23 protein-coding genes are annotated in these 23,841 nt (G+C 42.4%); 11 read left to right on the top strand and 12 right to left on the bottom strand.

The window, feature by feature from the left end; translation table 11 throughout:
• Nucleotides 1-26: 26 nt before the first annotated feature.
• The gene (locus HXT23_RS05260; RefSeq protein WP_016800024.1) at nucleotides 27-488 is read right to left on the bottom strand and encodes a hypothetical protein; all 462 of its coding nucleotides are present in this window, start codon (nucleotides 486-488) and stop codon (nucleotides 27-29) included.
• A gap of 354 nt (nucleotides 489-842) precedes the next feature.
• Here HXT23_RS05260 and HXT23_RS05255 point away from each other — a divergent pair, with 354 nt between their 5' ends.
• The 5 genes from HXT23_RS05255 to HXT23_RS05235 all read left to right on the top strand — a co-directional run bounded on the left by HXT23_RS05255 (nucleotide 843) and on the right by HXT23_RS05235 (nucleotide 2,912).
• Nucleotides 843-1,433, top strand: coding sequence for a type IV toxin-antitoxin system AbiEi family antitoxin domain-containing protein (locus tag HXT23_RS05255; RefSeq protein WP_016796971.1), 591 nt, complete (start codon nucleotides 843-845; stop codon nucleotides 1,431-1,433).
• 291 nt (nucleotides 1,434-1,724) lie between these two features.
• Nucleotides 1,725-2,018 (top strand): DUF2089 family protein, encoded by a 294-nt coding sequence (locus tag HXT23_RS05250; protein WP_016796972.1) that lies wholly within the window; start codon nucleotides 1,725-1,727, stop codon nucleotides 2,016-2,018.
• Entirely contained in the window at nucleotides 2,015-2,188 is a 174-nt protein-coding gene (locus tag HXT23_RS05245; RefSeq protein WP_004131597.1) for a hypothetical protein, read from the top strand. The genes HXT23_RS05250 and HXT23_RS05245 overlap by 4 nt, the downstream gene beginning before the upstream one ends.
• A 186-nt stretch (nucleotides 2,189-2,374) precedes the next feature.
• Entirely contained in the window at nucleotides 2,375-2,644 is a 270-nt protein-coding gene (locus HXT23_RS05240) for a type II toxin-antitoxin system RelB/DinJ family antitoxin (protein WP_016796973.1), read from the top strand.
• Nucleotides 2,637-2,912 (top strand): type II toxin-antitoxin system YafQ family toxin, encoded by a 276-nt coding sequence (locus tag HXT23_RS05235; protein ID WP_012913985.1) that lies wholly within the window; start codon nucleotides 2,637-2,639, stop codon nucleotides 2,910-2,912. Before HXT23_RS05240 ends, HXT23_RS05235 begins: the two co-directional genes overlap by 8 nt.
• Before the next feature lie 167 nt (nucleotides 2,913-3,079).
• On the opposite strand, the gene nrdF is transcribed toward HXT23_RS05235, so the two are convergent.
• From nrdF to HXT23_RS05215, 4 genes are all read right to left on the bottom strand, one after another.
• Entirely contained in the window at nucleotides 3,080-4,159 is a 1,080-nt protein-coding gene (gene nrdF / locus HXT23_RS05230) for a class 1b ribonucleoside-diphosphate reductase subunit beta (protein WP_119529140.1), read from the bottom strand.
• A gap of 82 nt (nucleotides 4,160-4,241) precedes the next feature.
• Nucleotides 4,242-6,470 (bottom strand): class 1b ribonucleoside-diphosphate reductase subunit alpha, encoded by a 2,229-nt coding sequence (gene nrdE, locus HXT23_RS05225; RefSeq protein ID WP_422112791.1) that lies wholly within the window; start codon nucleotides 6,468-6,470, stop codon nucleotides 4,242-4,244.
• Between the two features lie 94 nt (nucleotides 6,471-6,564).
• Nucleotides 6,565-7,059, bottom strand: coding sequence for a class Ib ribonucleoside-diphosphate reductase assembly flavoprotein NrdI (nrdI, locus tag HXT23_RS05220; protein WP_016635883.1), 495 nt, complete (start codon nucleotides 7,057-7,059; stop codon nucleotides 6,565-6,567).
• Nucleotides 7,060-7,129: 70 nt separating this feature from the next.
• Nucleotides 7,130-7,381 carry a glutaredoxin family protein gene (locus HXT23_RS05215; RefSeq protein WP_016635882.1) on the bottom strand — a complete coding sequence of 84 codons (252 nt, stop codon included), beginning with the start codon at nucleotides 7,379-7,381 and terminating at the stop codon, nucleotides 7,130-7,132.
• A gap of 437 nt (nucleotides 7,382-7,818) precedes the next feature.
• Between HXT23_RS05215 and gndA the strand changes: the two genes are divergently transcribed.
• Nucleotides 7,819-9,279, top strand: coding sequence for an NADP-dependent phosphogluconate dehydrogenase (gene gndA, locus HXT23_RS05210; protein ID WP_422112790.1), 1,461 nt, complete (start codon nucleotides 7,819-7,821; stop codon nucleotides 9,277-9,279).
• Between the two features lie 100 nt (nucleotides 9,280-9,379).
• Here gndA and pgl read toward each other — a convergent pair whose 3' ends face one another.
• Genes pgl through HXT23_RS05190 form a run of 4 tightly spaced genes read right to left on the bottom strand, consistent with a single transcriptional unit; the run spans nucleotide 9,380 to nucleotide 15,133 of the window.
• The gene (pgl, locus tag HXT23_RS05205; protein WP_016796979.1) at nucleotides 9,380-10,201 is read right to left on the bottom strand and encodes a 6-phosphogluconolactonase; all 822 of its coding nucleotides are present in this window, start codon (nucleotides 10,199-10,201) and stop codon (nucleotides 9,380-9,382) included.
• Nucleotides 10,202-10,233: 32 nt separating this feature from the next.
• Nucleotides 10,234-11,232: a glucose-6-phosphate dehydrogenase assembly protein OpcA gene (locus tag HXT23_RS05200; protein ID WP_016796980.1), complete on the bottom strand. Its 999-nt coding sequence runs from the start codon at nucleotides 11,230-11,232 to the stop codon at nucleotides 10,234-10,236.
• Entirely contained in the window at nucleotides 11,229-12,809 is a 1,581-nt protein-coding gene (gene zwf / locus HXT23_RS05195; protein ID WP_032817659.1) for a glucose-6-phosphate dehydrogenase, read from the bottom strand. The genes HXT23_RS05200 and zwf overlap by 4 nt, the downstream gene beginning before the upstream one ends.
• A gap of 56 nt (nucleotides 12,810-12,865) precedes the next feature.
• A complete protein-coding gene (locus HXT23_RS05190; RefSeq protein WP_016796982.1) occupies nucleotides 12,866-15,133 on the bottom strand; it encodes an acyltransferase family protein in 2,268 nt (755 codons plus the stop codon).
• Nucleotides 15,134-15,602: 469 nt separating this feature from the next.
• Between HXT23_RS05190 and HXT23_RS05185 the strand changes: the two genes are divergently transcribed.
• Complete coding sequence (locus HXT23_RS05185; RefSeq protein ID WP_004105658.1) at nucleotides 15,603-16,097, top strand: inorganic diphosphatase; 495 nt, start codon at nucleotides 15,603-15,605, stop codon at nucleotides 16,095-16,097.
• Nucleotides 16,098-16,288: 191 nt separating this feature from the next.
• On the opposite strand, the gene HXT23_RS05180 is transcribed toward HXT23_RS05185, so the two are convergent.
• The gene (locus HXT23_RS05180) at nucleotides 16,289-17,014 is read right to left on the bottom strand and encodes a beta-carotene 15,15'-monooxygenase (RefSeq protein ID WP_346284188.1); all 726 of its coding nucleotides are present in this window, start codon (nucleotides 17,012-17,014) and stop codon (nucleotides 16,289-16,291) included.
• A 158-nt stretch (nucleotides 17,015-17,172) separates the two neighbouring features.
• Between HXT23_RS05180 and HXT23_RS05175 the strand changes: the two genes are divergently transcribed.
• The 4 genes from HXT23_RS05175 (at nucleotide 17,173) to valS (ending at nucleotide 23,193) form a co-directional block, all read left to right on the top strand.
• Nucleotides 17,173-17,988, top strand: coding sequence for a winged helix-turn-helix domain-containing protein (locus tag HXT23_RS05175; protein ID WP_422112789.1), 816 nt, complete (start codon nucleotides 17,173-17,175; stop codon nucleotides 17,986-17,988).
• A 43-nt stretch (nucleotides 17,989-18,031) separates the two neighbouring features.
• On the top strand, nucleotides 18,032-18,658 hold the full coding sequence (gene nth, locus HXT23_RS05170) for an endonuclease III (protein ID WP_422113089.1): 627 nt from the start codon (nucleotides 18,032-18,034) through the stop codon (nucleotides 18,656-18,658).
• Nucleotides 18,659-18,783: 125 nt separating this feature from the next.
• Nucleotides 18,784-20,367 (top strand): ABC transporter substrate-binding protein, encoded by a 1,584-nt coding sequence (locus HXT23_RS05165; protein ID WP_422112788.1) that lies wholly within the window; start codon nucleotides 18,784-18,786, stop codon nucleotides 20,365-20,367.
• 69 nt (nucleotides 20,368-20,436) lie between these two features.
• A complete protein-coding gene (gene valS, locus HXT23_RS05160; RefSeq protein ID WP_422112787.1) occupies nucleotides 20,437-23,193 on the top strand; it encodes a valine--tRNA ligase in 2,757 nt (918 codons plus the stop codon).
• A gap of 96 nt (nucleotides 23,194-23,289) precedes the next feature.
• Here valS and HXT23_RS05155 read toward each other — a convergent pair whose 3' ends face one another.
• Together HXT23_RS05155 and relB are read right to left on the bottom strand one after the other, a co-directional pair.
• On the bottom strand, nucleotides 23,290-23,556 hold the full coding sequence (locus tag HXT23_RS05155; protein WP_016636006.1) for a type II toxin-antitoxin system RelE family toxin: 267 nt from the start codon (nucleotides 23,554-23,556) through the stop codon (nucleotides 23,290-23,292).
• Nucleotides 23,540-23,776 (bottom strand): type II toxin-antitoxin system RelB family antitoxin, encoded by a 237-nt coding sequence (gene relB, locus HXT23_RS05150; RefSeq protein WP_016636007.1) that lies wholly within the window; start codon nucleotides 23,774-23,776, stop codon nucleotides 23,540-23,542. The genes HXT23_RS05155 and relB overlap by 17 nt, the downstream gene beginning before the upstream one ends.
• Nucleotides 23,777-23,841: the final 65 nt, after the last annotated feature.

Here is a 23,841-nt window from a genome sequence, read left to right as displayed (position 1 = left end):
TGGTATCTTGTTTTGGAATCCGATTATCAAGAGATGTGCGATTGTATTGTTTTTCTCAAATTATCAAGATTGTACACATTAAAGTGCCATACGCTAGCACTTTCCGTTGGCACACTCCATTCTTCGGTTTTGCCATTTGCAGTAAAACGAATTATTTGAGTTGTTGGCTTATTTATAACTTCAAAATTAGTGAGTTGATTCCACGCAATACAACGAAGATGCTTATCGTCTAATTTAGCTAGATTACCCGAGCCTAAAATGACATTCGGATTAACAACAATAAACTCATTATTAGTGGCAGCGACAATACGTGTAGCAGTACCTTCCATGGCGTACCACAGCGTGTTGAAGACAAACAATTTTAGTAAATCTTTCCACCAAGGGTTGTACTTCATAGTAAGCACATATGTTTTACCAACTGAAAGATTATGCGCTTTAAAGTACTTAACAATATCTTCTTCTCGTATACCGCGCAAAGGATTGGTCATAATAAGCACCTCCTTGTGATTCTTGTTTTGTAAATTACCAACATACTAACGTGCAGATTTTATCTACACAAATAGGCGTACCTATTTTTAACGATAGTGCTTTTAGAAAAACTTTTAAAAAACTTTTACTATTGGCAGTTTGCATGTTCTCAACAATCAATATTTAATAATATTTCCGTTTTGGAACTATTTTTAAATATCCGCGTACTTACTGAGTTATCGTGGCAGTTTTTGCTAGATTTGCAATTTCTGCCATGACAACTTGCTTAAAAATATAGCGTTACAATTCTTTGTTGCTTTTACACTACAAAAAAGATAAAATATTAGTATAAAAGCAACAGAAGTGAGGCTATTGTGTCAAACAAAGAGATACTCCTTAACTATTTAGATAATAATCATGGAATAATTACATACAAGGATTGTAAAACATTAGATATTCCAACTATATATTTAACTCGTTTGAAAAACGAAGGTGTTCTTAATCGAATTGAAAGGGGGATTTTCCTCTCTTCCAATGGTGATTATGACGAATATTACTTCTTTCAATATCGTTATCCACAGGCCGTATTCTCTTATGTTTCAGCTCTTTATCTTCAAGGTTTTACAGATGAAATTCCACAACATTTTGAAGTAAGCGTTCCTAGAGGATATCGTTTTAATAATCCACCCTCAAATTTAGCTATTCATTGGGTTTCAAGATTGTATAGCAAGTTAGGCGTTATTACAACGGCTACCCCAATGGGGAATAAAGTACGTGTCTATGATTTTGAACGTATTATTTGTGATTTTATAATAAACAGAAACAGCATTGATTCTGAACTCTTTGTTAAAACTCTTCAAGCTTATAGTAAGTACAATGGGAAAGATCTTATAAAACTTCATGAGTATGCAACAAAAATGAATATATCCAATAAAATTAAGCAAACACTGGAAGTGCTACTGTGAATAAGGCAAAATTAACAGTGGCAAAATTATTCGAAAAAATATAGTTATACAAAAGGAATAACATTTTCAAGCGTACTTGATGAAATTATAAACTTATTGAACGTTCTTAACGCTAAGCAAAATGACTAAATTTTGTATCCATTGGTGACAAAGCGACAATTCTGGCGACATAAAAATGTCGCTTTGCGTCATATCTCTTATGTTTATTCTTGACAAACTCATACAACAACTTTAATATTTTTAATAAAAGTTTAATTTAATTAAAGTTTATAGTCTGAAGAAAGGGGTGATATGGATCATATTCCAAAATGGATGGCTAATCTCACAGACGAAGACATGTCGTTTATAAAGAACTTTGTATTATCGTCTGGATCGTTAAAAGAAATGTCGCAAATGTATCAAGTCTCTTACCCAACGACGAGAATCAGACTTAACAGGCTCATTGAAAAAATTCGAATAAGCAACAATGAACCAGAAGACCCGTTCGTTCTTTTAGTAAAGAGTCTTGCCATTGACGATAAATACGATGTTGACACAGCTCGAACACTCATAAACGAATATAGAAAAAGAAAGGATGAATCATGAGCTATGCATTATTTGGTCCGATAATCGACATTCTTATTGCACTTGCTATATGTGCTTTAGTGTTCTTTATTGCAAGAAGTCTTATTCGCTATGCGCATTCTCTTAAGAAAAACGATAAGTCATCTAAGCAGTCTGCAGAAGATAAAAGAATTGCGTTACAGGACTTATAAAACACAAAAACCGAGTTATCGTGACAGAAATTGCAAAAATCACAAAAACTGCCACGATAACGTGCAATTTAGTAATAATTGTGTGTACAATGGTGCTACTTTGGTATTACATTGGGTGCGGTAGGTCTGTTATAATAAAGCAAATCATGAATAACAATTTATGATTTTGAGCTTAAAGGAAACGACATGACTTCTACAAAAACAGCTAGAACAGGCAGATTAAGTGTAAGAGTTAATCCAGAAATACGAGATAGCGCATCGCAAGTTCTTGAACATTATGGTCTTGATATGAGTTCAGCAGTCAACCTATTTTTGTATCAGATTGTAAATACGCAACGTTTCCCATTTTCACTTGAAAGTTCTCCATACGAGCACGCTCTTGATGAAGCTATGAAAGAAAAACCAATAGCTGCAGGCACTGTAGACGATTTTGCTGAGCTGATGCGCAATGCCTAAACCGCCATTTTATAGTCCAATCTATCTGCGAGATGTTAAGAAATATAAGCAGAAGCATTACGATATTGAGCAAGTAATCAATATTGTAAGACTTATTTGCAATGGCGCAGATTCTCGCGAGCTTGCAACTTATAGAGATCATATTCTTAAAGGCTCATACAAAGGCGTGCATGAATTGCATGTGTCTGCAGACGTTCTACTGTTGTATCAAGTTAAAGAAGATTGCATTATATTTCTACGCTTAGGATCTCACGATGACTTATTCTAACTAGCAAAAACTGCCACGATAACGCCATAAGTGCGGGGATATTTAAGAATAGTTACAAAACGGAAATATTCTTAAATAATTAAATAAAAAAGGTTGCTTATGAAAAGTGCATAAGCAACCTAATTAATTAGTAAAGCGGCTAGCGATTAGTGGTTAGCGACTAGCGACTAGAAATCCCAATCGTCGTCATCGGTTTCAACAGACTTGCCCATAATGTAGCTGGAACCAGAGCCAGAGAAGAAGTCATGATTTTCGTCGGCTGCAGGAGAAAGAGCTGCGAGAATCTCTGGGCTTACGTGAGTTTCTTCTTCGCTGTACTTAGCAGGGTAGCCAAGGTTCATCAAAGCCTTGTTAGCGTTATAACGTACGAAGTCAAAAACGTCATCGTGGAAGTCAAATCCTTCATAAATCTGACCAGAATACTCAACTTCCAAATCATACAAAGTATCAAGCAAGTTCATAGTGAACTTTTCAAGATTCTTCTTATCGTTCTCGCTTCTAAGCTCCAAACCGCGCTGGAACTTGTAGCCAGAATAGTAGCCGTGAATTGCTTTATCGCGCAAAATCAAGCGAATCATATCGGCAGTGTTCATCATCTTTCCGCGAGAAGCAAAGTAAAGTGGAAGGTAGAAGCCCGCGTAAAGAAGCAACGAAGAAAGCATAGTTGCAGCAATCTTACGCTTAAGTGGATCTTCGCTCTCATACTCGCAAAGCACAGTTGTAACGCGCTGCTGCAAAACGTCGTTTCCGACAGCCCAACGGTAAGCCTCATCAATTTCTTCGCTAGAGCAAAGAGTAGAGAAAATAGAGGAGTAGGAGCGCGCGTGAATCGACTGCATAAAAGCAATATTCGTGTAAATAGCCTGCTCGTGCTCCGTGCGCGCATGCTCAATCTGGCAAAGCTCACCAATAGTTGCCTGGCTGGTATCAAGCAAAGTCAAGCCTGTAAAAACGCGAGTAGTTGTCTTGCGCTCAAGATCGGTGAGGGAACGCCAAGAAGGAATATCGTTGCTCAGCGGCACCTTTTCTGGAAGCCAGAAGTTAGCAATAAGACGATTCCAAACGTCCAAATCTTTGTCGTCAACAATATTGTTCCAATTAACTGGGCGCACGCGAGATCCGTGATGATAGCGGTATTGAGCTGGTGTGATTGAATCTGCCATCATTTGGTCGCTTGCGATTACGCGGTTCGTGCCGAAAGGCTTATCGAGGCTACTTCTAAGCTCGGTTGGATCGAGTTCTGTCATAATTACTCCTGATTCTGTGTTTACGTTTTATAAAATTTTTAAGTTTTTGATTTAATTTGCGAAAGATTTACAACCATAAGGTTTACAGCGTGCAGCTTACGCAACCCTCGATTTCTGTACCTTCCAAAGCCTTCTGGCGAATACGAATGTAGTAAAGAGTTTTAATGCCCTTACGCCATGCATAAATCTGAGCTTTGTTCAAATCGCGAGTAGTCGTAGTGTCTGGGAAGAACAAAGTAAGAGACAATCCCTGATCCACATGCTGAGTTGCCTCCGCGTAAGTGTCAATAATTGCCTTCCAGCCAATCTCGTAAGCATCCTTAAAGTACTGCATATTGTCATTCGTCATGTATGCGGCAGGGTAGTAGACGCGTCCAACTTTACCCTCTTTACGAATCTCAATGCGAGAAGCAATCGGGTGAATCGAACTCGTGGAATGGTTGATGTAAGAGATTGAGCCAGTTGGAGGAACAGCTTGCAAATACTCGTTGTAAATGCCGTCGCGCAAAATCTCGTCGCGCAAAGCTTCCCAGTCCGAAACGGTTGGAATTGCAACGTTAAAACGCGCAAACAAATCGCGAACCTTTTGAGTTTTAGGCTCAAGCGAGCGGCTGCCATCAGTGTACTTATCGAAGTAGTTGCCTTTTCCTGCAGGCTTAGCGTAAGCGCTAGTCTTAAAGCTTGCAAAAGCAGTCCCGCGCTCTACAGCCAAAGCGTGAGAAGCCTTATAAGCGTGGTAGGCAACCGTCATAAAGTACATGTCTGTAAAGTCAAGAGCTTCCTCGCTTCCGTATTGCATGTGCTCGCGAGCAAGGAAACCGTGCAAATTCATTTGACCCAAGCCGATAGCGTGGCCTTCTGCGTTTCCGCGACGAATCGAAGGCACAGAATCAATCGAAGTGTGCTCGGATACAGAAGTGAGTGCGCGCACAGCCAAATCAACGCTTGCACCCAAGTTTCCATCCATTGCCTTAGCAATATTAAGCGAGCCAAGATTGCAAGAAATATCGCGACCAACGTGGCTATAAGACAAGTCAGCGTTATAAGTGCTTGCTTCTTGAGTTTGCAAAATCTCGGAGCACAAGTTGCTCATAGTAATGCGGCCCTCAATAGGATTTGTGCGATTTACAGTATCTTCAAACAAAATGTAAGGGTAGCCAGACTCAAACTGAATCTCCGCAAGCGTCATAAAGAATTCGCGAGCGTCGATGTACTTCTTGTGAATACGAGGATTTGCAACCATCTCATCGTAATGCTCGGTAACGGAGATGTCTGCAAAAGGCTTTCCGTACTCACGCTCAACGTCGTAAGGGCTAAACAAAGCCATCTTTTCCTTACGCTTAGCAAGCTCAAAAGTAATATCTGGAATCACAACACCCAAAGAAAGCGACTTAATACGAATCTTCTCGTCTGCGTTCTCGCGCTTAGTGTCGAGGAAACGCATAATATCTGGGTGGTGAGCGTTAATATACACGGCACCAGCGCCCTGACGAGCGCCAAGCTGATTAGCATAAGAGAATGAATCTTCCAAAAGCTTCATAACAGGCACAACGCCGCTCGACTGATTTTCGATGCGCTTAATAGGAGCGCCAAGCTCGCGCAAATTAGTAAGAAGCAGAGCAACGCCGCCGCCGCGCTTAGAAAGCTGCAAAGCAGAGTTAATTCCGCGCGCAATAGACTCCATATTGTCTTCCAAACGCACAAGGAAGCAGCTCACAGCCTCTCCGCGCTGAGCTTTACCAAGATTCAAGAACGTTGGAGTGGCTGGCTGGAATCGGCCTGCAAGCATTTCGTCCAAATAGTTGAGCGCTGCTTTTTCATCGCCATCTGCAAGTTCCAAAGCTACGGCAGCTGCGCGCTGAGCGAAGTTTTCCAAATATTGCTTGCCGTCAAAAGTCTTCAAAGCGTAAGAAGTGTAGAACTTAAAAGCACCCAAGAAAGTGCCAAAAGTGTGGTGAGCGGATTCTGCGTGCTCGTAGAACTTATCTAGAAACTCGTCGCTGTATTTGTGGAAAACGTTGCCGTTGTAGTAGTAGTTGTTAATCAAATAATTCAAGCGCTCGCGAGTAGAAGCAAACTTCATGCTGTGTTCTTGCACGTAACCCGAAACGTAAAGCTTTTCTGCTTCCGTGTCTTTATCAAACTGAATACCTTTTTCTGGATCAAAAAGACCGAGCATAGCGTTAAGAACGTGGTAGTCGCGGCTGTTGCGAATGCGTTCGGCAGTTGTGCTGCTGCTGGCAGTGCTGGCGTCGTCAGTGTGATCAAGATTAAGCGAAGTAGATTCGCTCATCGGATCCGTGCTATTCATGGGTTTTATTCCTTTCCTCGTGCGTTGTTTTTGCTTTTCAAACGCTGGTTGATTTTATTTATGTGCTGTATTTGTTGTTTTTGTTTGTTTATCTTTATTTATCTGCTTCTTTTAATTGCCTTAAAAATCTTGGTATTCCCTGCGCTACTTTTTCTATGTCTTCTGCAGTTCCCGTAAGCTCAAACGAATACATGTTTGGAATCGCGCATTTTCCTGCAATTTGACCGCCTGCAGCGCAATATGCGTCTCCAAAATTCGTATTTCCAGAAGATATTACGCCGCGAATAAACGAACGATTTTCGCGATTGTTTAGGAATTTGCGCACTTGCATTGGTATTGCTTTCTTAATATTTCCGCCGCCGTAAGTTGGCACAATCAAAACGTATGGTTCGCGAACGTGCAATTCTGGCTCTTTTGGACGAAGCGGTATGCGATACACGTTCACATTGTTGCTTGGAAAATCGCAATTTTTCACGAATCGTAGTGTGTTTTCGGAGACGGAAGAAAAATAGACTACAGCTCCGATTGATTCGCCTTGTGCGCGCGCTTCTGGCTCGCTTGGTTGTGACATATTTTCTTGATCACACATTTTTATGCTTCTTAATTGCTTTGATTATTTTGACTGCTTTGCATATTTTGATTGTTGATTTTTGACTGCTTTAATCGTTTTGATTGTTATCTTCTAATTGACTTGCGATTTGTGCAATCAAATCTGGGCGATACCCACTCCACGACGAGTTTGGAGTAATCACCACTGGCGCTTGGCGATATCCTGCTGCGCGCAATTGGTCTAAAGTAGAAGGGCTTTGAGTTAAATCTACTGTTTCAAAATTCACGCCTAGCTTAGTGAATTGACGCTTTGTGGCATCGCACTGTGGGCAATGTGGCTTTGTGAAAACTGTAATAGTCACGGTTCGTCTCCCTTCGTTGTGTGTATTGTGCGTATTTAACGCTTTTTCTTTATGATTATTTAAGTTTGTGCTTTTGGGCACGATTTAACAGTCTACTACCACTTAACACTATTTGTAGTGGCGTGTTGTATGGATAATCCCTATATTTAGTGTGTCCAAATTTTGATTATCACGCGTGTCTATAAGATTTAAGCGGTATTTATGCTTTCTAAATAGCGACTAATAAAAGTAAAAATGTAATCTTTATCACAAAATTGCCATTAATGCGCGCGCTATGCAGTACGCCTTGTTATCGCAACAAAAATGCTTGTGCATATAGGCAGATAAACTTTAAAAAGTGTGTTTTGATTGATTAAGTGTTAAAAATAAAACAATCATAAAATAATAAAACGGTTATAAATATTACGATTATAAATATTAAAAGATAGAGGTGCAAAATGGCGGAAACTCAAGCTAGAGCAAATATTGGCGTTGTTGGCTTGGCTGCAATGGGATCGAATTTAGCGCGTAATCTTGCGCATCACGGAAATACTGTTGCTGTTTATAATCGTCATTATTCGCGCACAGAAACCTTGATGAATGAGCACGGCAGCGAAGGTGCTTTCGTTCCTGCTAAAACCGTTGAAGAATTTGTTGCTTCTCTTAAGCGCCCACGCACTGCAATCATTATGGTAAAAGCTGGTGCTCCTACAGATGCTGTTATTGAAGAGCTTGCAAACGCTATGGAGCCAGGAGATATTATTGTTGACGGCGGAAACTCCTACTTTGAAGACACAATTCGCCGAGAGAAAAACATTCGCGCGCGCGGTCTTCACTACGTTGGTTGCGGTGTTTCTGGCGGAGAAGAAGGCGCTTTGCGCGGCCCTTCGATGATGCCTGGTGGCACGGAGGAATCTTGGAAGACGCTCGGCCCTATCTTAAAGTCGATTGCAGCTGTTGCAGAAGGCGAGCCTTGCGTAACGCATATTGGCACCGATGGCGCTGGCCACTTTGTAAAAATGGTTCACAACGGCATTGAGTATTCAGATATGCAGCTTATTGCCGAAAGCTACGATTTAATGCTTCGCGGCTTGGGCATGAAGTCCGAAGACATTGCAGATGTGTTTAGCGAGTGGAACAAGGGCGAGCTTGATTCTTATTTGATTGAGATTACTGCGGATGTTTTGCGCCAGAAGGATGCTAAGACTGGTAAGCCTTTGGTGGAGATGATGGTGGATCACGCTGGAATGAAGGGCACGGGTACTTGGACTGTGCAATCTGCGCTTTCGCTTGGAATCCCTGTAACGGGTATTGCAGAAGCTGTGTTCGCTCGCGGACTTTCTAGCCAAGTTGCTTTGCGTGAAGCTGCAGAAAACCAGGGTTTGACTGGTCCAGATATGCATTTTGATTTTAGCGATTCTGAGCGCGAGGCATTTATTGAGGATATTCGCCAAGCTTTGTACGCTTCTAAGATTGTTTCTTATGCGCAAGGATTTGACGAGATTGCTGCTGCTGCAATTGAGCATGATTGGAAGATTGACCAGGCTGCTGTTGCTCGCATTTGGCGAGGCGGATGCATTATTCGTGCGCAATTCTTAAACCGCGTTTCCGAGGCATTTGAATCTGGGCAGGCAAGTGTTTCCTTGCTTTTTGCACCGTACTTTAAGGATGCTATTGAAAAGTCGCAAGCTGCTTGGCGCCGTGTTGTTGCGCGCGCAGTGGAGCATGGTGTGCCTGTTCCAGCATTCTCCAGTTTGCTTGCATATTATGATGGCTTGCGATCAAAGCGTTTGCCAGCATCACTTATTCAAGCTCAGCGCGATTTCTTCGGCGCGCACACATACGGGCGCATTGACGAGCCAGGAGTATTTCACACTTTGTGGGCAGAGCCTAATCGCCCAGAAGTAAAGCAAGATTAAATCAAATAATATTTAGAATTAACAGGCCTTTGCGTTATTATGCATAGGCCTGTATTTTATTGTTCTAAATATTATGCACGATGTTAGAAGGCTATGCAGATTACTGGATTGCTGCTTGCAAAGTTTCGGCGGTAGTTAGCCACGCGATTTCTTCTGTGCCGTTGGCAAAAGACGCAGGATAGTCTGGGTTATTGCTCCCAGAAAGCACGTTCATTAAAGCTTTTCCTTTTTGCTCGCCAGCAGTTAAGAACCAAGTGCGGCGGCTATGAGCCAGCACGGGAACGCTAAGCGTTAATCGCATTGGCGGCTGCTTAGGGGAGTGGTTCACGCCTAAAACTATGCGATCGCGATTATGAATTTGCGGCAATCCTGGGAAAAGTGAAGCCATATGCGCGTCTGGTCCCATGCCAAGAATCGCCAAATCGAACACTGGCTCTTTGCCAAGTAATCCTATAATTTCTTCTTCGTATTCGCGTGCAGCAGCGTCTAAAATAGCGTCATTTTCAGCGTCGCTGGCTTTTGCAATTTCCTCCGCATTACGCTCATCTGCAGGCATTTCGTGAATATGAGACTCCTGCAAAACTTTGTGATCGCTAAGCATGTTAAGAAGCAACTCGCGAGCCTTGCGCGCATTACGATCTTCGCTGTTATAAGTTACAAAACGCTCATCTGCCCACCAAATATGCACATTGGACCAATTGATTGCTGGAAGCAATGGGTTGCTAGCTAACATTTGAAACATGCGAATCGAATCTGTTCCACCTGTTAGCAAAAGATGGAATGGCTTATTAAGATTTTCAACATTGTTTTGCCATTGCATAATCAAAGTCACAAGTTTTTGTGCAGCAACAGCAGCTATAATATCTTGATTATCGTAGCCGTACACTGTTGCGTTATGCGCAAATCTAAAATCTTTAGCCATAGTGAATCCTTTTATTATTTTTACTTGTTGTATTAGAGTTCGTTACTCTGCATTGTGCAACAATCTGCGTGAATAAGCTGTGCATAAATCTCATCTGGGTCAATTCTGCGTAATTCTTCACTTAAGCAGTCTTGCAAAGAACGAATAGGCATAGAAATAGGCTGAGAAGCTTGCCCTGGAAGACTTATTATTGCTTGGCTGCTGCCAGAAGGTCGTGTTAAAGAAAGCTCGCCATCCTGCCTCTTAAGACTTACTTCTGTAATTGCATGTGCGCTTGAATCTTCAACAATTTCTACAGGAACATTAAGTGAGATTTTTAGCCATTGCGCGAGCAAATGCAACGGAACGTAATGCTTAGGGCCGCTAACTTTAACGCTAAGAATCGGCAAGTGCGGCGGCTGATCAAGCATAGAAGCCAGCATTGCGCGCCAAGACGTAATGCGCGTCCAAGAAAGATCCACGTCTTTAGAGGACCAATTTTTGCGCAGATTTTGTACAGTTTCAAGAGTGTTGCTGGCCCGTTGAGCGTCTGTGATTCTGCTACTTGCCATAGCTCCAAGCAAGTCTTTAGCAGGATTTTCGGGCGCGTTTGTAGGCCACCATGCAACAATCGGTGCGTCTGGCACAAGAAGCGGAATAACAAGCGTATCTGGGTGGCGAACAAGGTCATTATGTGGATAGAGAATAATGATTTCGCCTGCGCCAGCATCTGCTCCAAATCGCACTTGAGCGTCTAAGTTTGGCGTTTCTTCTTCTTGATTTTGATCTTCTTGATTTTCTTGATTACCTTGATTTTGATTATGCAAACTTGCATTAGCGCTTTGCCAATCGCGAACAATCGCAATAACTCTGCAAGGATGCTCGCGGCTAGCCGCGTTTGCTGCGCCCAGTGCGTTTTCAAGCTCTTTAAGAGTGGTGTCAATAAGAAGAGTGAGCACGCGTCCAGTAGCTGATTCGCCTCGTTCTTCGTGAAGCTCATCGATTTTTGCAGAGATTTTAGACGTGTTTGTGTTAGGAAGATTAATAATCATGGCAGCCTCCAATGGCGATTGTCGCGAGCAAGCATAGCGTCAGCTTCCGCTGGTCCCCAAGTTCCAGCGCGGTATGGTTGCGGACGCGTGTTAAGCGAAGCCCAAAAATCTTCAATCGGATCCAAAATTTTCCAGCTTAAATCAACCTCTTGCGTTGTTGGGAAAAGTGGTGGCTCGCCAAGCAAAACGTCTAAAATAAGGCGCTCGTAGGCTTCTGGAGAGTTTTCTGTAAAAGACCTTCCATAGCTAAAGTCCATAGAAACATCGCGAACTTCCATAGACGTTCCGCCTGGCACTTTTGCGCCAAATCGCATTGTTACGCCTTCGTCTGGCTGAACGCGAATCACAATCGCATTGTTGCCTAGTTCGCGCACAGCAGTAGTCTCAAAAGGCAAGTGTGGAGCGCGCTTAAAAATCACAGCAATCTCTGTAACGCGCTTGCCTAAGCGTTTGCCAGTTCGCAAGTAGAATGGCACTCCAGCCCATCTGCGAGTGTCTACGTCTAATCGCACAGCAGCGTATGTTTCTGTAGTGCTATCTGGGCTAATTCCTTGCTCTTGCAAATATCCAATAGCCTTATACGACCCCTGCCAGCCTTCTGCGTATTGGCCTCTTGCAGTGTTTGCAGCTAAATCTTTAGGCAACCGTATAGCCGACAAGACCTTAGTTTTTTCTGCTGTTAAATCGCCAGCGCTAAAGCTTACAGGCTCTTCCATAGCAGTGAGTGCCATTAGTTGCAACAAGTGGTTTTGAATAACATCTCGAGCGGCGCCAATGCCGTCGTAATATCCAGCTCTGCCACCTATGCCAATATCTTCTGCCATTGTGATTTGCACGTGGTCAACATAATTAGCATTCCAAATTGGCTCGTACATTGCGTTTGCAAAGCGCAAAGCAAGCAGATTTTGCACAGTTTCTTTGCCTAAATAGTGGTCTATGCGGAACACGGAATTAGGGTCAAAAACCTCGGAAACTACGCGATCCAGCTCTTGTGCGCTTGCTAAATCGTGGCCAAATGGTTTTTCGATTATCACTCGTCGCCATGCGTTTTCGGAGGAGTGTGAGAGTCCCGATGCAGCCAATTGCTGCGCTACAACAGGGAAGCTGGATGGCGGAACCGACATGTAGAATGCGTGATTTCCGCGAGTTCCGCGATCTCTGTCTAACTCGCTTACAGTTTTGCTTAATCGCTCGAAAGCGCTTGCGTCATCGAATGTTCCGCGAACAAAACGTATGCCTTTTGCAAGATTAATCCAAGTGGATTCGCAAAATGGCGTGCGGCAATGTTGTTGAATATTTTCTCGCACAAAGTTTACAAAATGCTCATCTGTCCAGTCGCGTCTGGCGAATCCCGTAAGGCCAAAGCCAGGAGGCAAAAGTCCGCGATTTGCCAAATCGTATACGGCTGGCATTAGCTTTTTTCTAGCTAAATCGCCCGTGATTCCAAATATAACAAGGCTGCACGGGCCTGCGATTTTGGCTAGTCGCAAGTCGCGCGGGTCTCGCAGAGGATTCTTCCATTCTGCAATCGAATCGCCCTTATTGCTTTGGGAAAATGGGGTTATTAACTCACTCATATGTACCATCGTAATATTTTGGCGTGATTTGGGCGGTTTGTTTTGCTAGTCGCAAGTCATCCGCCGCACACGGCTAGTCGTATCATTCGTGCGTATTGTGGCCCGCCAATAGGTGTTAAGTGTATTCCGTCGTCTGTTAGAAACTCGCTATGGCCTGCGCTCGTGCCATTCCAGTCAATGATTCCAACGTTCTTGCGCTTTGATGCAAATGCGCGCAATTTTGCGTTCGTCTCGTCTTGCCAAGGTTGAGGCACGCGAGTTGTTACAAAGTACACGGGCTTTCCGCCAGTAATATTCACCATGTTTTGTAAAACTGACTCATCTCTAGGCGGCCCGTTGGTTCCAAGTTCGTAGATTACAACGCTTCCAGGGTGTTTTTCGGCTATGTCTTTTTGGTAGTCTTCGGCTCCGTGGAAAATCTGCCTGCTAACTTTTCCGTCAATCCAAGCGTTTGGTAGAGCTTTTATAAGGTACGGTTTTGCGCCTTCGGTTACGGAGTCTCCAACCATTGTTATATCTGCCGTGCAAACGTCTTGTTTTGAGTCAATTTTCCAAGGTTTTGTGTTTATGTTTGCTGGCACTTTTTCTGCGATTGGGTTTAGAACTCTATGCGCACTTGGCTTTGTTGGAAGTGTTTGTTTTGTTATATTTTGGCGCTTTCCGCCCACTTTTCTTTTTTGATTTTGCTTTGACTTGTTGTTTGACTTTGTGTTTGTCTTGTTGTTTGAGTTATTGTTTGACTTTGAGCTTTGGCCTGATTCTGGCTTTTGCTTGCCATTTTGCGAATGAGTCTTATTGTTTTGTTCTTGACTTGCTAGTTCTGGCCTTAATTGTATTGACCTTTCTTGCGCAATGCTGCTCCAATTTAGTGGAGCTGCGATTAGCGCTATGCAAGCCGCTGCACACACAGTAGTCGCAAGCTTTCGTAGAACAAATGGGAGCTTAATGTTCTTGCTTTTAACGCTTAAAGTATCGCTAGAAAGATCAAGGTTTTTATTTTTATCTTTTGAGTTATCTTTTAAATTATCTTTCGCATCTTCTGATTTTGCGCTAACACTGCTAACGCTAAAAGTCATATATTTACTTGCAAATGGCATTTCAAAAATTCTGTAAAAAACTTCAGCTATTGCAACAACAATCACGCATTGCAAAATCTGCTCAAACAGCGTTATGTGAGTAGTTCTAGTTGCAGGATTTAAGACTTCGAGTATAGGAAAATGAACAAGATAAATCGCAAAAGATCTCTTACCTAAGTAGCTTAATATGTTAGTGCCAAGTATCTTTGCGCAAATGTTGTTTTTTAGCATGCAAGCGTGCATTAAAATCGCGCAAACTATTGCAAAAAGTGCGTAACCTCCGTACACAATCCACGTTTTTAGTCCGTCTTGTTTAATAAAGCAGAACAAAATAAACGCTAGTGCAGCAAATCCTACAATGGATTCTAAAATTGGCTGTCTGCCTTTGTTTTTGCCATTTTGCGAATCGTTTTCTTGATTTTCAATTTGTTCTTTTTCGCTTTTGCTTCCAACAATGTAGCGGAACGCGTCTGAAATGATTTTTATAGCAGATTTTCCACTAAACCACGTGCAATACATTGCTAGAAGCGCGCCGATTAAGAATTCACATGCGCGCGTATCTAAAGAGTAGTACACGCGTGCAATGGTTTGTCCTTCTCCATAAAGAATTGTTATTGCAATGCTTGTAAGCGCAGACACAATCGCAAGCGTTGCAGTAACAAGCATTCGCACAAACTTTGATTTAACTATTTTAAGAATTGCGCATAGAATAATTGGCCAGCAAATAAACATTTGCATAATCAGGCCTAAGTACCATAAATGCTTAATAGGAGAAGGCAGCCCAGACTGTTCAAAATACGAGACTTTTCGCAAAACGTACGCCATGTTGCTGCTAAATGTTGCTCCGCTTAGAGCATCTGATTGCAACTTTGTTAAAAGACTTGGCGAAAACAGCCACATAAGTGGTGCGCTTAGTGCAATAATGCCTAGCGTAGAAGGCCATATTCGTTTTACTCGCTTAAACAGGTACTTAAAGTAGGTAATAAGTTTTGATTTTTTCTGCTGGCTTTCTTGGTTGCCATCTAAATGCGAATTTTTATCGTTTTTCTCGCTGAACATTTTTAGCAAAGACACGGTGCTAAAGTATCCTGCCATAACAAGAAACATTGTTACGCCTAAAAAGCCGCCATTGAATACAATTGGACGCAAGTGGAACGCTACAATTCCAATAATTGCAATCGCGCGCATGCCGTCTATTGCAGCGTTGCGTTTGCTTTCAGCGTTTGCCGCGTTGTTCAATTCTGTCATCTTGCCTACAACTTAATACGTGGTTGTTGTGTTTGTGTTCAGTTTTGTGCTCAGTTTTATGTTCAGTTTTACAAGTGTTTATGTTCGATTTTTCCCATTAACATCGCTCCAAAACGTAGTCATATTATCTACGTATTAAGACACTAAAGACGCCTATAGCGTGTCTTAGTTTTTCCTTGATTTTTCGCGTATTTTTGCGTGATTTGTTAGAGCTTTTTAATGTGAACCAAAATATTTTTCAAATGTTTTACTGTTTTTATTAATATTTTTCTCTACTATTTTTTAGTGCGGTTGCTTTCGACTTTTGTTTGTGAAAATGCCAATGTTATACAACGCGTTTTACGTACTCTTTGCTGCGCGCTAAAGTTAGATTGAACAGTCTAAGTTAGATGTACAAACGTTAGATTGATAAACAAATGCTTAAATGACTAATGTGCTTAAGCATTAAGTTTTACGCTAAGGAGTAAAAATGGCAGAAACATTTAACGTTGTGGTAGAGATTCCACGCGGCTCTAAGAACAAGTACGAAGTTGATCACGAAACTGGTCGCGTATTTTTGGATCGTACTCTATTCACTGCAATGGGCTATCCAGATGATTACGGCTACATTGATGGCACTTTGGGCGAAGATGGCGATCCGCTTGACGCTCTTGTTATGATTCCAAATTCCGTATTCCCTGGTTGCGTTGTTGAATGCCGCGCTGTTGGTTTGTACCACATGGTTGACGAAGCTGGCGGAGATGACAAGGTTTTGTGCGTGCCAGCAGATGTTCGCTTTGACGACATTAAAGATATTGATGACGTTAACGAGTATCACAAGGCAGAAATCAAGCACTTCTTTGAGCAATACAAGGCTTTGGAGCCAGGCAAGGAAGTTCTTCCTGGAGACTTCTGGGCTGGTGTAGAGCAGGCCGAAAAGGAAATCGTTGCAGCTCGCAAGCGTTTGGAAGAAAGCGAAAAGTAGTTCTTGCGATTAGTCGCGAAGCTTCCGAACGTTTTAACAACGTATCTATTAGTGTCTAACGCATTTTATGTGTTAGACACTTTTTAATATCTTTTAATATTTTTTAATATCTTAATAAGTAATTGCTATCTATAAAACATTGCTATCTATAAAACATATTGCGTGAAACAACTAGCATTAACTTTAATCGCTTATGCTACAAGCAACATTGCTAATCCAGCTCCGTAAACAACCATTCCGCACATCATAATTGGAATCAAAGCTGTTCCAATTTGTGGAAAAACTGTTCCGGCATTGTATTGCGCGTCTTTAATCCAAAGGTGAGAAAGGCCAGCCAAAACAATCACAACAAACAATCCAAGAATTGCCACTAATACGCCAAGTTCTAATACGCGTACAGAAAAAGTGAATTTAATAATTGATGGCAAGAAAAGCCATCCAGGCAAGGCTGCGCATGCAATACTTGCAGTAAGGCAATGAGATAGGTTTCGTACAAGATTAGACCTATCTTCTCTAAACATTTGTCTAGCAAAGCTAACAAATGTTGCTGCAACAAGAATTAGCGCAAAGTTTACTGCCCATCGCTCGTATGGTCTAATAGCAGCAACGAATTTGTGAATACTAACTTCTGATTCGCCATCAATTACGCTGCTTGGCAGCCATCCTTTTAAGGCCAGCGTTGCGCACCACATAGACGCTACTGATGCAAGAAAAGGAATAGCTTTATCGGCTGTGGAACCTTTGAGTGGCCAAAAAGTTATTAGAGCAAGAAGAATAAGAATGCAAACCGTTAAAACTGCTTTTGTTGTTGCAAACGGAAGCATTGCAGCAGATGCTAAAAGAACTATAGCAACAAATTGAGTTACAGCAATCGTAATGTGACCATACATTTTGTTGCGCTGAATATTGTTGCTCATTGTACGCTCCTATCGCGTTTACACTGTGATTTACACCATTTTATATGCAAGCGTACACTTGCGCTTTTTGATTCTTCTTAAGCATGGATTACAATTCTTTTTTATAACAGCTTGATTTTGAATTTTCATTCAATTCTATGCGCTATGGAGGTGTCAATATGACGGATATTACATTGATGACCTCTTGTGCTGCGCCTGCAAAAGTTTTGCCATCACTAACGCTTCTTTCGCATCGCGTGCGCGTAGTGCCAATGGAACCTTCTAGCATGCTTAAAATGCCCGAAGATACAATTCTTCTTGTTGATGCTAGAGAAGACTTATCTTTAGCAAAATCGCTGTGTTCTATTGTGCGCGCGTCTAATTTAACAATGTCTATTATTCTAATTCTTACAGAGGGCGGTTTTACAGTTGTAAACCCATCTTGGGGCGTTAACGACGTTATGCTAACAACCGCTTCTCCTGCAGAAGTGGAAGGAAGATTGCGATTAGCCGCCAAAAGAGCAGTTTCTGCCGATTCTTCTTCTGGCTCTACTGTTGCCGATTCCACAAGCGTTGAAGTTAACAGCAACGGTCAAATGTGCTCTGGAGACTTAGTTGTAGACACGCAAAGCTATACAGTTAGCTTGCACGGAAAGCCTATTGATTTAGCGTATAAAGAATTTGAGCTGCTTAAGTATTTTGTTCAGCATCCTCGTCGCGTTTTTACGCGTGCGCATTTGCTTCAAGAGGTTTGGGGCTACGATTACTACGGCGGAACGCGAACTGTAGACGTTCATATTCGTAGGCTTCGCGCAAAGTTGGGCGTTGAATATGAGCATGTTATTGGAACAGTTAGAAATGTTGGATATCGTTTCGACCCATTAGAAGCTCAAGTTGACGAAGTTGAAAATGACGATTACGCACAAAATGGCAATAGTGCGGATGCTGGCGATTCGCGTGCCGATGATTCAAGCGTTTCCAACGATTTAGACTAGGCTTATATTGTCTAAGATAGATAAAATAAACAAAATCCGCAAAATGCGCGAAGAATATAGGATTTTATGCGAAGAAATCCCAAATCCAAAATGTGCGCTAAATTTTACGAATCCATTTGAGCTTTTAATCGCAACTGTTCTTAGCGCGCAAACAACCGATAAGCGCGTGAATCTGGTTACTAGTAAGCTTTTTAAGGCATACCCAACGCCAGTCGATTTGGCAAAAGCGCAAATATACAACGTGCAAGAAATAATTCATTCGCTTGGATTTTATAGAGTAAAATCGCAACATATTATTGAGCTTTCGCAAAAACTTGTTAAAGATTTTAATGGCATTGTTCCAAATAATATGGCTGATCTTACAAAGCTACCAGGCGTGGGAAGAAAAACAGCAAACGTTGTTTTAGGGAACGCTTTTAAGATTCCAGGATTTCCAGTAGATACGCATGTTATGCGCGTTACGTCAAGACTCGGCTGGGTGAGTGAGGCTAGCGCTAAGGCTAAAGATGCAGCGAAAATCGAGAGAGAAGTCACAGCTTGTTTTGCTCCAGAAGAATGGACTAATCTTTCTCATCGTCTCATTTTGCACGGAAGAATGATTTGCATTGCTAGAAACCCGCGCTGTGGCGATTGCCCGCTTAGGTTTTTGTGTCCTTCTGTTAGATTGTAGAAAATAAATTTGCACAATATTAATGGCGTCTAATAAACTCTTTTAGAATATTTTTAGAATATTTTTAGACTATTTTGTGCATAAATTCGGCAATCAAATTCAAACGGTGATATAAACTTTTAATCATGCCTGAATTTGAAAGATACTCATCTGCTTCACATGTGCGTAGTGCAAGATATGCGCATAAAACTAGACGAAGCGCTAAACCATGGGTTGTATTTATTGTTTTAATCGGCATTCTATCTGCAATAATTTGGGGCGGATGGCGGTTTATAGATGGAAGATCTTTAATACCTACAAACATTTTTCCAGCGTCAAATTCAACTTTAACAATAGGATTACGAACGTCTCCAGCCTCGCTAGATATTAGAACAGACGATAGTGATTCCTTACAACAGGCACTTTTAGAGAACGTTTACGAAACACTTGTAAAACGAGACGAAAACAATGTTTTACACCCAGGACTTGCGCAATCTTGGAGCGTTTCGAACGATGGATTGAATTATAAATTTAGGCTCCGCAGTGGAATTAAGTTTGCTAACGGAGACCCAATGGACTCAAGCTCCGTTCTTAAATCGCTTCAGCAAGGCATTACAAAGAATTATCCTGGCTACGAAAAGCTAACAAACATAACAAGCGTTTCTAATTCTGGGCCTAGCGTTCTAAACATAACTCTTAAAACTCCAGACCCACTTTTGCCAAGGCGATTAGCTGGAAGAGCTGGAATTGTTTACAACACAAACATTTTTGTTAACTACGCTTCCGATGCTATTGGAACAGGTCCGTTTACAGTAAAGGGATACAACAAGGGGGGAAATCTCGTTCTTGTTAGAAACAACAATTACTGGGCAGGGCAAGCTGGATGCCAAAGCATAACGCTTAAGTATTTTAACGATGACACGTCTTTAGCAAACGCTGTTAAAGATGGCAGCGTGCAAATGGCAATTCCACTAGACGGAAATGAAAACAAGCGAATGGCTGCAATGCCAAACACTAAGTTGGTAAAGGGAAAAAGCACAAGATTAAGAATGTTTGCTTTTAACACGGGAATGTCATCTATGTTCTGCGATCAGCAAATTCGTAGAGCTGCAAGACACGTGATTGAGCCAAATGTTATTCTTGCTTCCGATCCTTTTGGAGGCCAACTTGTTGGCGGGCCAATCGACCCTATGTCTCCTGGGTATGAAGATTTTAGTAACACGTATCCTCACGACGTTCAAAAAGCTTATGGCATGTACCACTACTTTGTTGCAGGATATTTGCGTGGAATCACAATGCTTGTTCCAACTGGAATGGCTAGTGTTTGCGATCAAATGGCAAAAAACTTAAGCTATGCAGGTGGATTCCCAGTAAAACTAGAAGAATTAGACCAAAGTGTAATCGATCAACGAATACGCGAAGGTAAATACGACTTAGCTCTTACTTGGACTAATCACACTTTGGATTCTGGAATGTATGCAGACACTAAGTCTAACTACTTGTTCCAAGACCATGCTTCGCAAAAGTATTTTGCAGACGCAATGAAGTCTACAAGCCCGCAAGAGTACGAAGAAAACATTAAAAAGTACGCTAAAGAATTGTGCGATTATGCGGTTTCTGGATGGTTGTACGCAAGGAATAGCGTTGTTGTTGCAAAGAATAATGTGAGTGGATACCCTACTAACATGACCGATCAGCTGCTTCCTTTGCATGATGTGACTGTTAAATAGTGCTGGCTTAGTGAGTTCTTAGTGCTCTGTTATAGTGCGATGTCTCAGTGAGTTTCTAATATTCAGTTCATGAGTGAACAGGATAACACAGTAAAACACGCACATTTAACACCATTGCCTAATAAGGTTGGTGTTGATGGTCTTGAAGACAAATGGCGTAGCAATTGGGACGAAGCTAAGACTTACGCGTTCCACAATTCTCGCGACCGTAAGGCCGTGTATTCAATCGATACGCCGCCTCCAACAGTTAGTGGTCACTTGCACGTTGGTCACGTATTTTCTTACACGCATACGGATGTGATTGCGCGATATAAGCGCATGCAAGGCTTTGATGTGTTCTATCCAATGGGTTGGGACGATAATGGCTTGCCAACAGAGCGCCGCGTGCAAAACTATTACGGCGTGCGCGTAGATACTTCGCTTAAGTATGACCCTGATTTTAAGCCGCCATTTGAAGGCACAGAAGGCAAGAAGATTGAGGCAAAAGACCAGGTTCCTGTAAGTAGACAGAACTTTATTGAGCTTTGCGAGCGATTGACTTCTCAAGATGAGAAGCTTTTTGAAGCTTTGTGGCGTAGGCTTGGTCTTTCTGTTGATTGGTCGCAAACTTATCACACGATTGGCGAGCAGCCTCGCCGAGTTGCTCAAAAAGCATTCTTGCGCAATCTTGCTCGCGGAGAGGCTTATCAGAAAGACGCTCCAGGATTATGGGATGTTACATTCCAGACTGCAGTTGCACAAGCTGAGCTTGAAGCGCGCGAATATCCTGGTTTCTATCATAAGATTGCGTTCCGCTTTGAAGATGGTACGCCAATTTATATTGAAACTACGCGCCCAGAATTGCTTGCTGCTTGCACGTCTTTGATTGCACACCCAGACGATGAGCGTTACAAGAAGTATTTTGGCAAGGAAGTTTACTCGCCGCTGTTTAAGGTGAAGGTGCCGATTTTGGCTCATCCTGCTGCTCAAATGGACAAGGGCGCTGGCATTGCAATGTGCTGCACTTTTGGTGACGTAACCGACGTTGAGTGGTGGCGCGATTTGAGTTTGCCAACTCGACCAATTATTCAGCGAAACGGCCGCATTGTAATGACTACTCCTGATTGGATTACGGACGAGTCTGGCCGCGAAATGTTCGAGAAGATTGCTGGTAAAACCACGTTCTCTGCTCGCAAGGAAGTTGTTGAAGCTTTGCAAGCTGCTGGAGATATGGAAGGCGATCCAAAGCCAACAAAGCGTATGACGAACTTCTACGAAAAGGGCGATAAGCCTTTGGAAATCGTCACTTCTCGCCAATGGTACTTAAAGAACGGCGGTACGGACGAAAAGTTAAACGCTGAGCTTATTGAGCGCGGCAAGGAGCTTAACTTCCACCCAGACTTTATGCGCGTGCGCTACGAGAATTGGGTTCATGGCTTGAATGGCGACTGGCTTATTTCTCGCCAACGCTTCTTTGGTGTGCCATTCCCACTTTGGTACCCAGTAAACGAAAATGGGGAAGTGGATTACGAGCATCCTTTGACTCCTAGTGAAGATCGTTTGCCAATCGATCCAACTATTGACGTTCCAGAAGGCTTTGATGAATCTCAGCGTAACCAGCCAAATGGCTTTACTGCCGAGCAAGACATTATGGATACTTGGGCAACATCTTCCTTAACTCCACAAATTGTGACTCGTTGGGAAGAGCCAGGTGAGGAAAATCAGGCTTTGTTTAAGGCTACTTTCCCAATGGATTTGCGTCCACAAGGCCAGGATATTATTCGTACTTGGCTGTTTAGCACGGTTGACCGCGCGTATCTTGAAAACGGCTGCTTGCCTTGGAAGCACGCTGCGCTTTCTGGCTGGATCTTGGACCCAGACCACAAGAAGATGTCTAAATCTAAGGGAAACGTTGTTGTACCAAATAAGCCAATTGAAGAGTTTGGTGCGGATGCTGTGCGCTACTGGGCGACTTCTGCAAAACTTGGCTTGGATGCAACTTACGACGAAGGCCAGATGAAGATTGGCCGCCGCCTTGCGATTAAGCTTTTGAATGCTACTAAGTTTGCGCTCGCGATTGGCCGAGAAAACGATGAACATCAAGTTCTTGAGTCTGCTAGCGCGGACTGGGATTTTGCAAACGTTACGGAAGTTTTGGATTGCTCTGTTATGGCAAAGCTTGCATCCGTTATTCGTACAGCAACTGATGCGCTTGAATCTTACGAGCATTCCAAGGCTTTGGAAGCAATCGAAACCTTCTTCTGGGAGTTCTGTGACGATTACATTGAGCTTGCAAAGAATCGTGCTTATGGTACTGCAGAATCCACTGGACGCACTCCAAGTGAAGCTGCTGTAAAGTCTGCTCGCACAACTCTTGGTCTTGCGCTCGACGCTTTGGCTCGCTTGCTTGCTCCTTACTTGCCTTACGCTACGGAAGAAGTGTGGAGTTGGATGCATGACGGCGAAGGTTCTGTGCATCGTGCAAGCTGGCCATGCGCTAAGGCGTATGAGGCTGCTGCAAACGGTGTTTCTGCAGACACTTTGGCTTACGCGGGCGAGGCTTTGGCTACTTTGCGAAAGATTAAGTCTGAAGCAAAAGTTTCTATGAAGACTCCTATTTTGCAAGTGACTTTGAACGTTGCAGAAAACGCTTACAAGTCTGTTGAAGAGACTTTGGGAGACGTTGCGGAAGCGGGTCGCGTTACTGGAGAAGTAAAGCTTAACGCTGTTAAGGCTGCAGATGCTGGAGATTCTTCCGATTCTGAGTCTGCGGAATCTGATGCAACTAACGTAAACGTTTTTGTTGCTCAAAGCGAACTCGGTGAAGCTCCTGCAAAAAAGAAGTAATTGCCAGTAATCGAAAATAGTTAATCGCAAAACAAAAGCGCTGGAAGTTAACCTTCGACCCCAGCGCTTTTTGTGTATTTAAGCACTTAGTAATAATCACTTATTGTAGATTCTGCTGCGATGATCAATATCTACAACAAAAACGGTCAGCACATTATTTTCAATTGCACAAATTATTCTGTAATCCCTTACTCTATATCTCCAAAACCCCGAATAGTTGCCAGTTAGCGCTTTGCCTCTGATTCGAGGATTGTCGAGATTGCTAATTTCGCGAAGTTCCTTAACGATTTGCTTAGCAATTGTTTTGTCAATTTTCCCTAGCTGTTTTTCAGCCCTTTTAGATAAATTAATCTTCCAAACCAAGGCGCTTCACCACGTCGTCGAGTGGAGACGTTTCTAATTCTCCACGTTTGTATGCTTCAATATCTGCCATTAGTCCATATTCATGTTCAAGTTCATCGATTTGGGCTTCTAGCGCTTGATTCATGTAAAATGAACGAGTGCGGTGAGTGGTTTTAGCGAGCTGATCATAACGATCTAAAACGTTGGAGGGTACTCTTAATCCTGTAATTGTTGCAGCCATTTCTAATCTCCATTGTAAAACATGTAAAACATATATTACCTTATATGCTGAATAACGCAATCCAA

It is taken from the genome of Gardnerella sp. DNF00257, from assembly GCF_049262745.1.
In the GTDB taxonomy this organism is placed as follows: Bacteria; Actinomycetota; Actinomycetes; order Actinomycetales; family Bifidobacteriaceae; genus Bifidobacterium; species Bifidobacterium piotii.
Note: the sequence above shows the minus strand (reverse complement) of the source record. Positions and strands in the feature narration are given on the sequence as shown.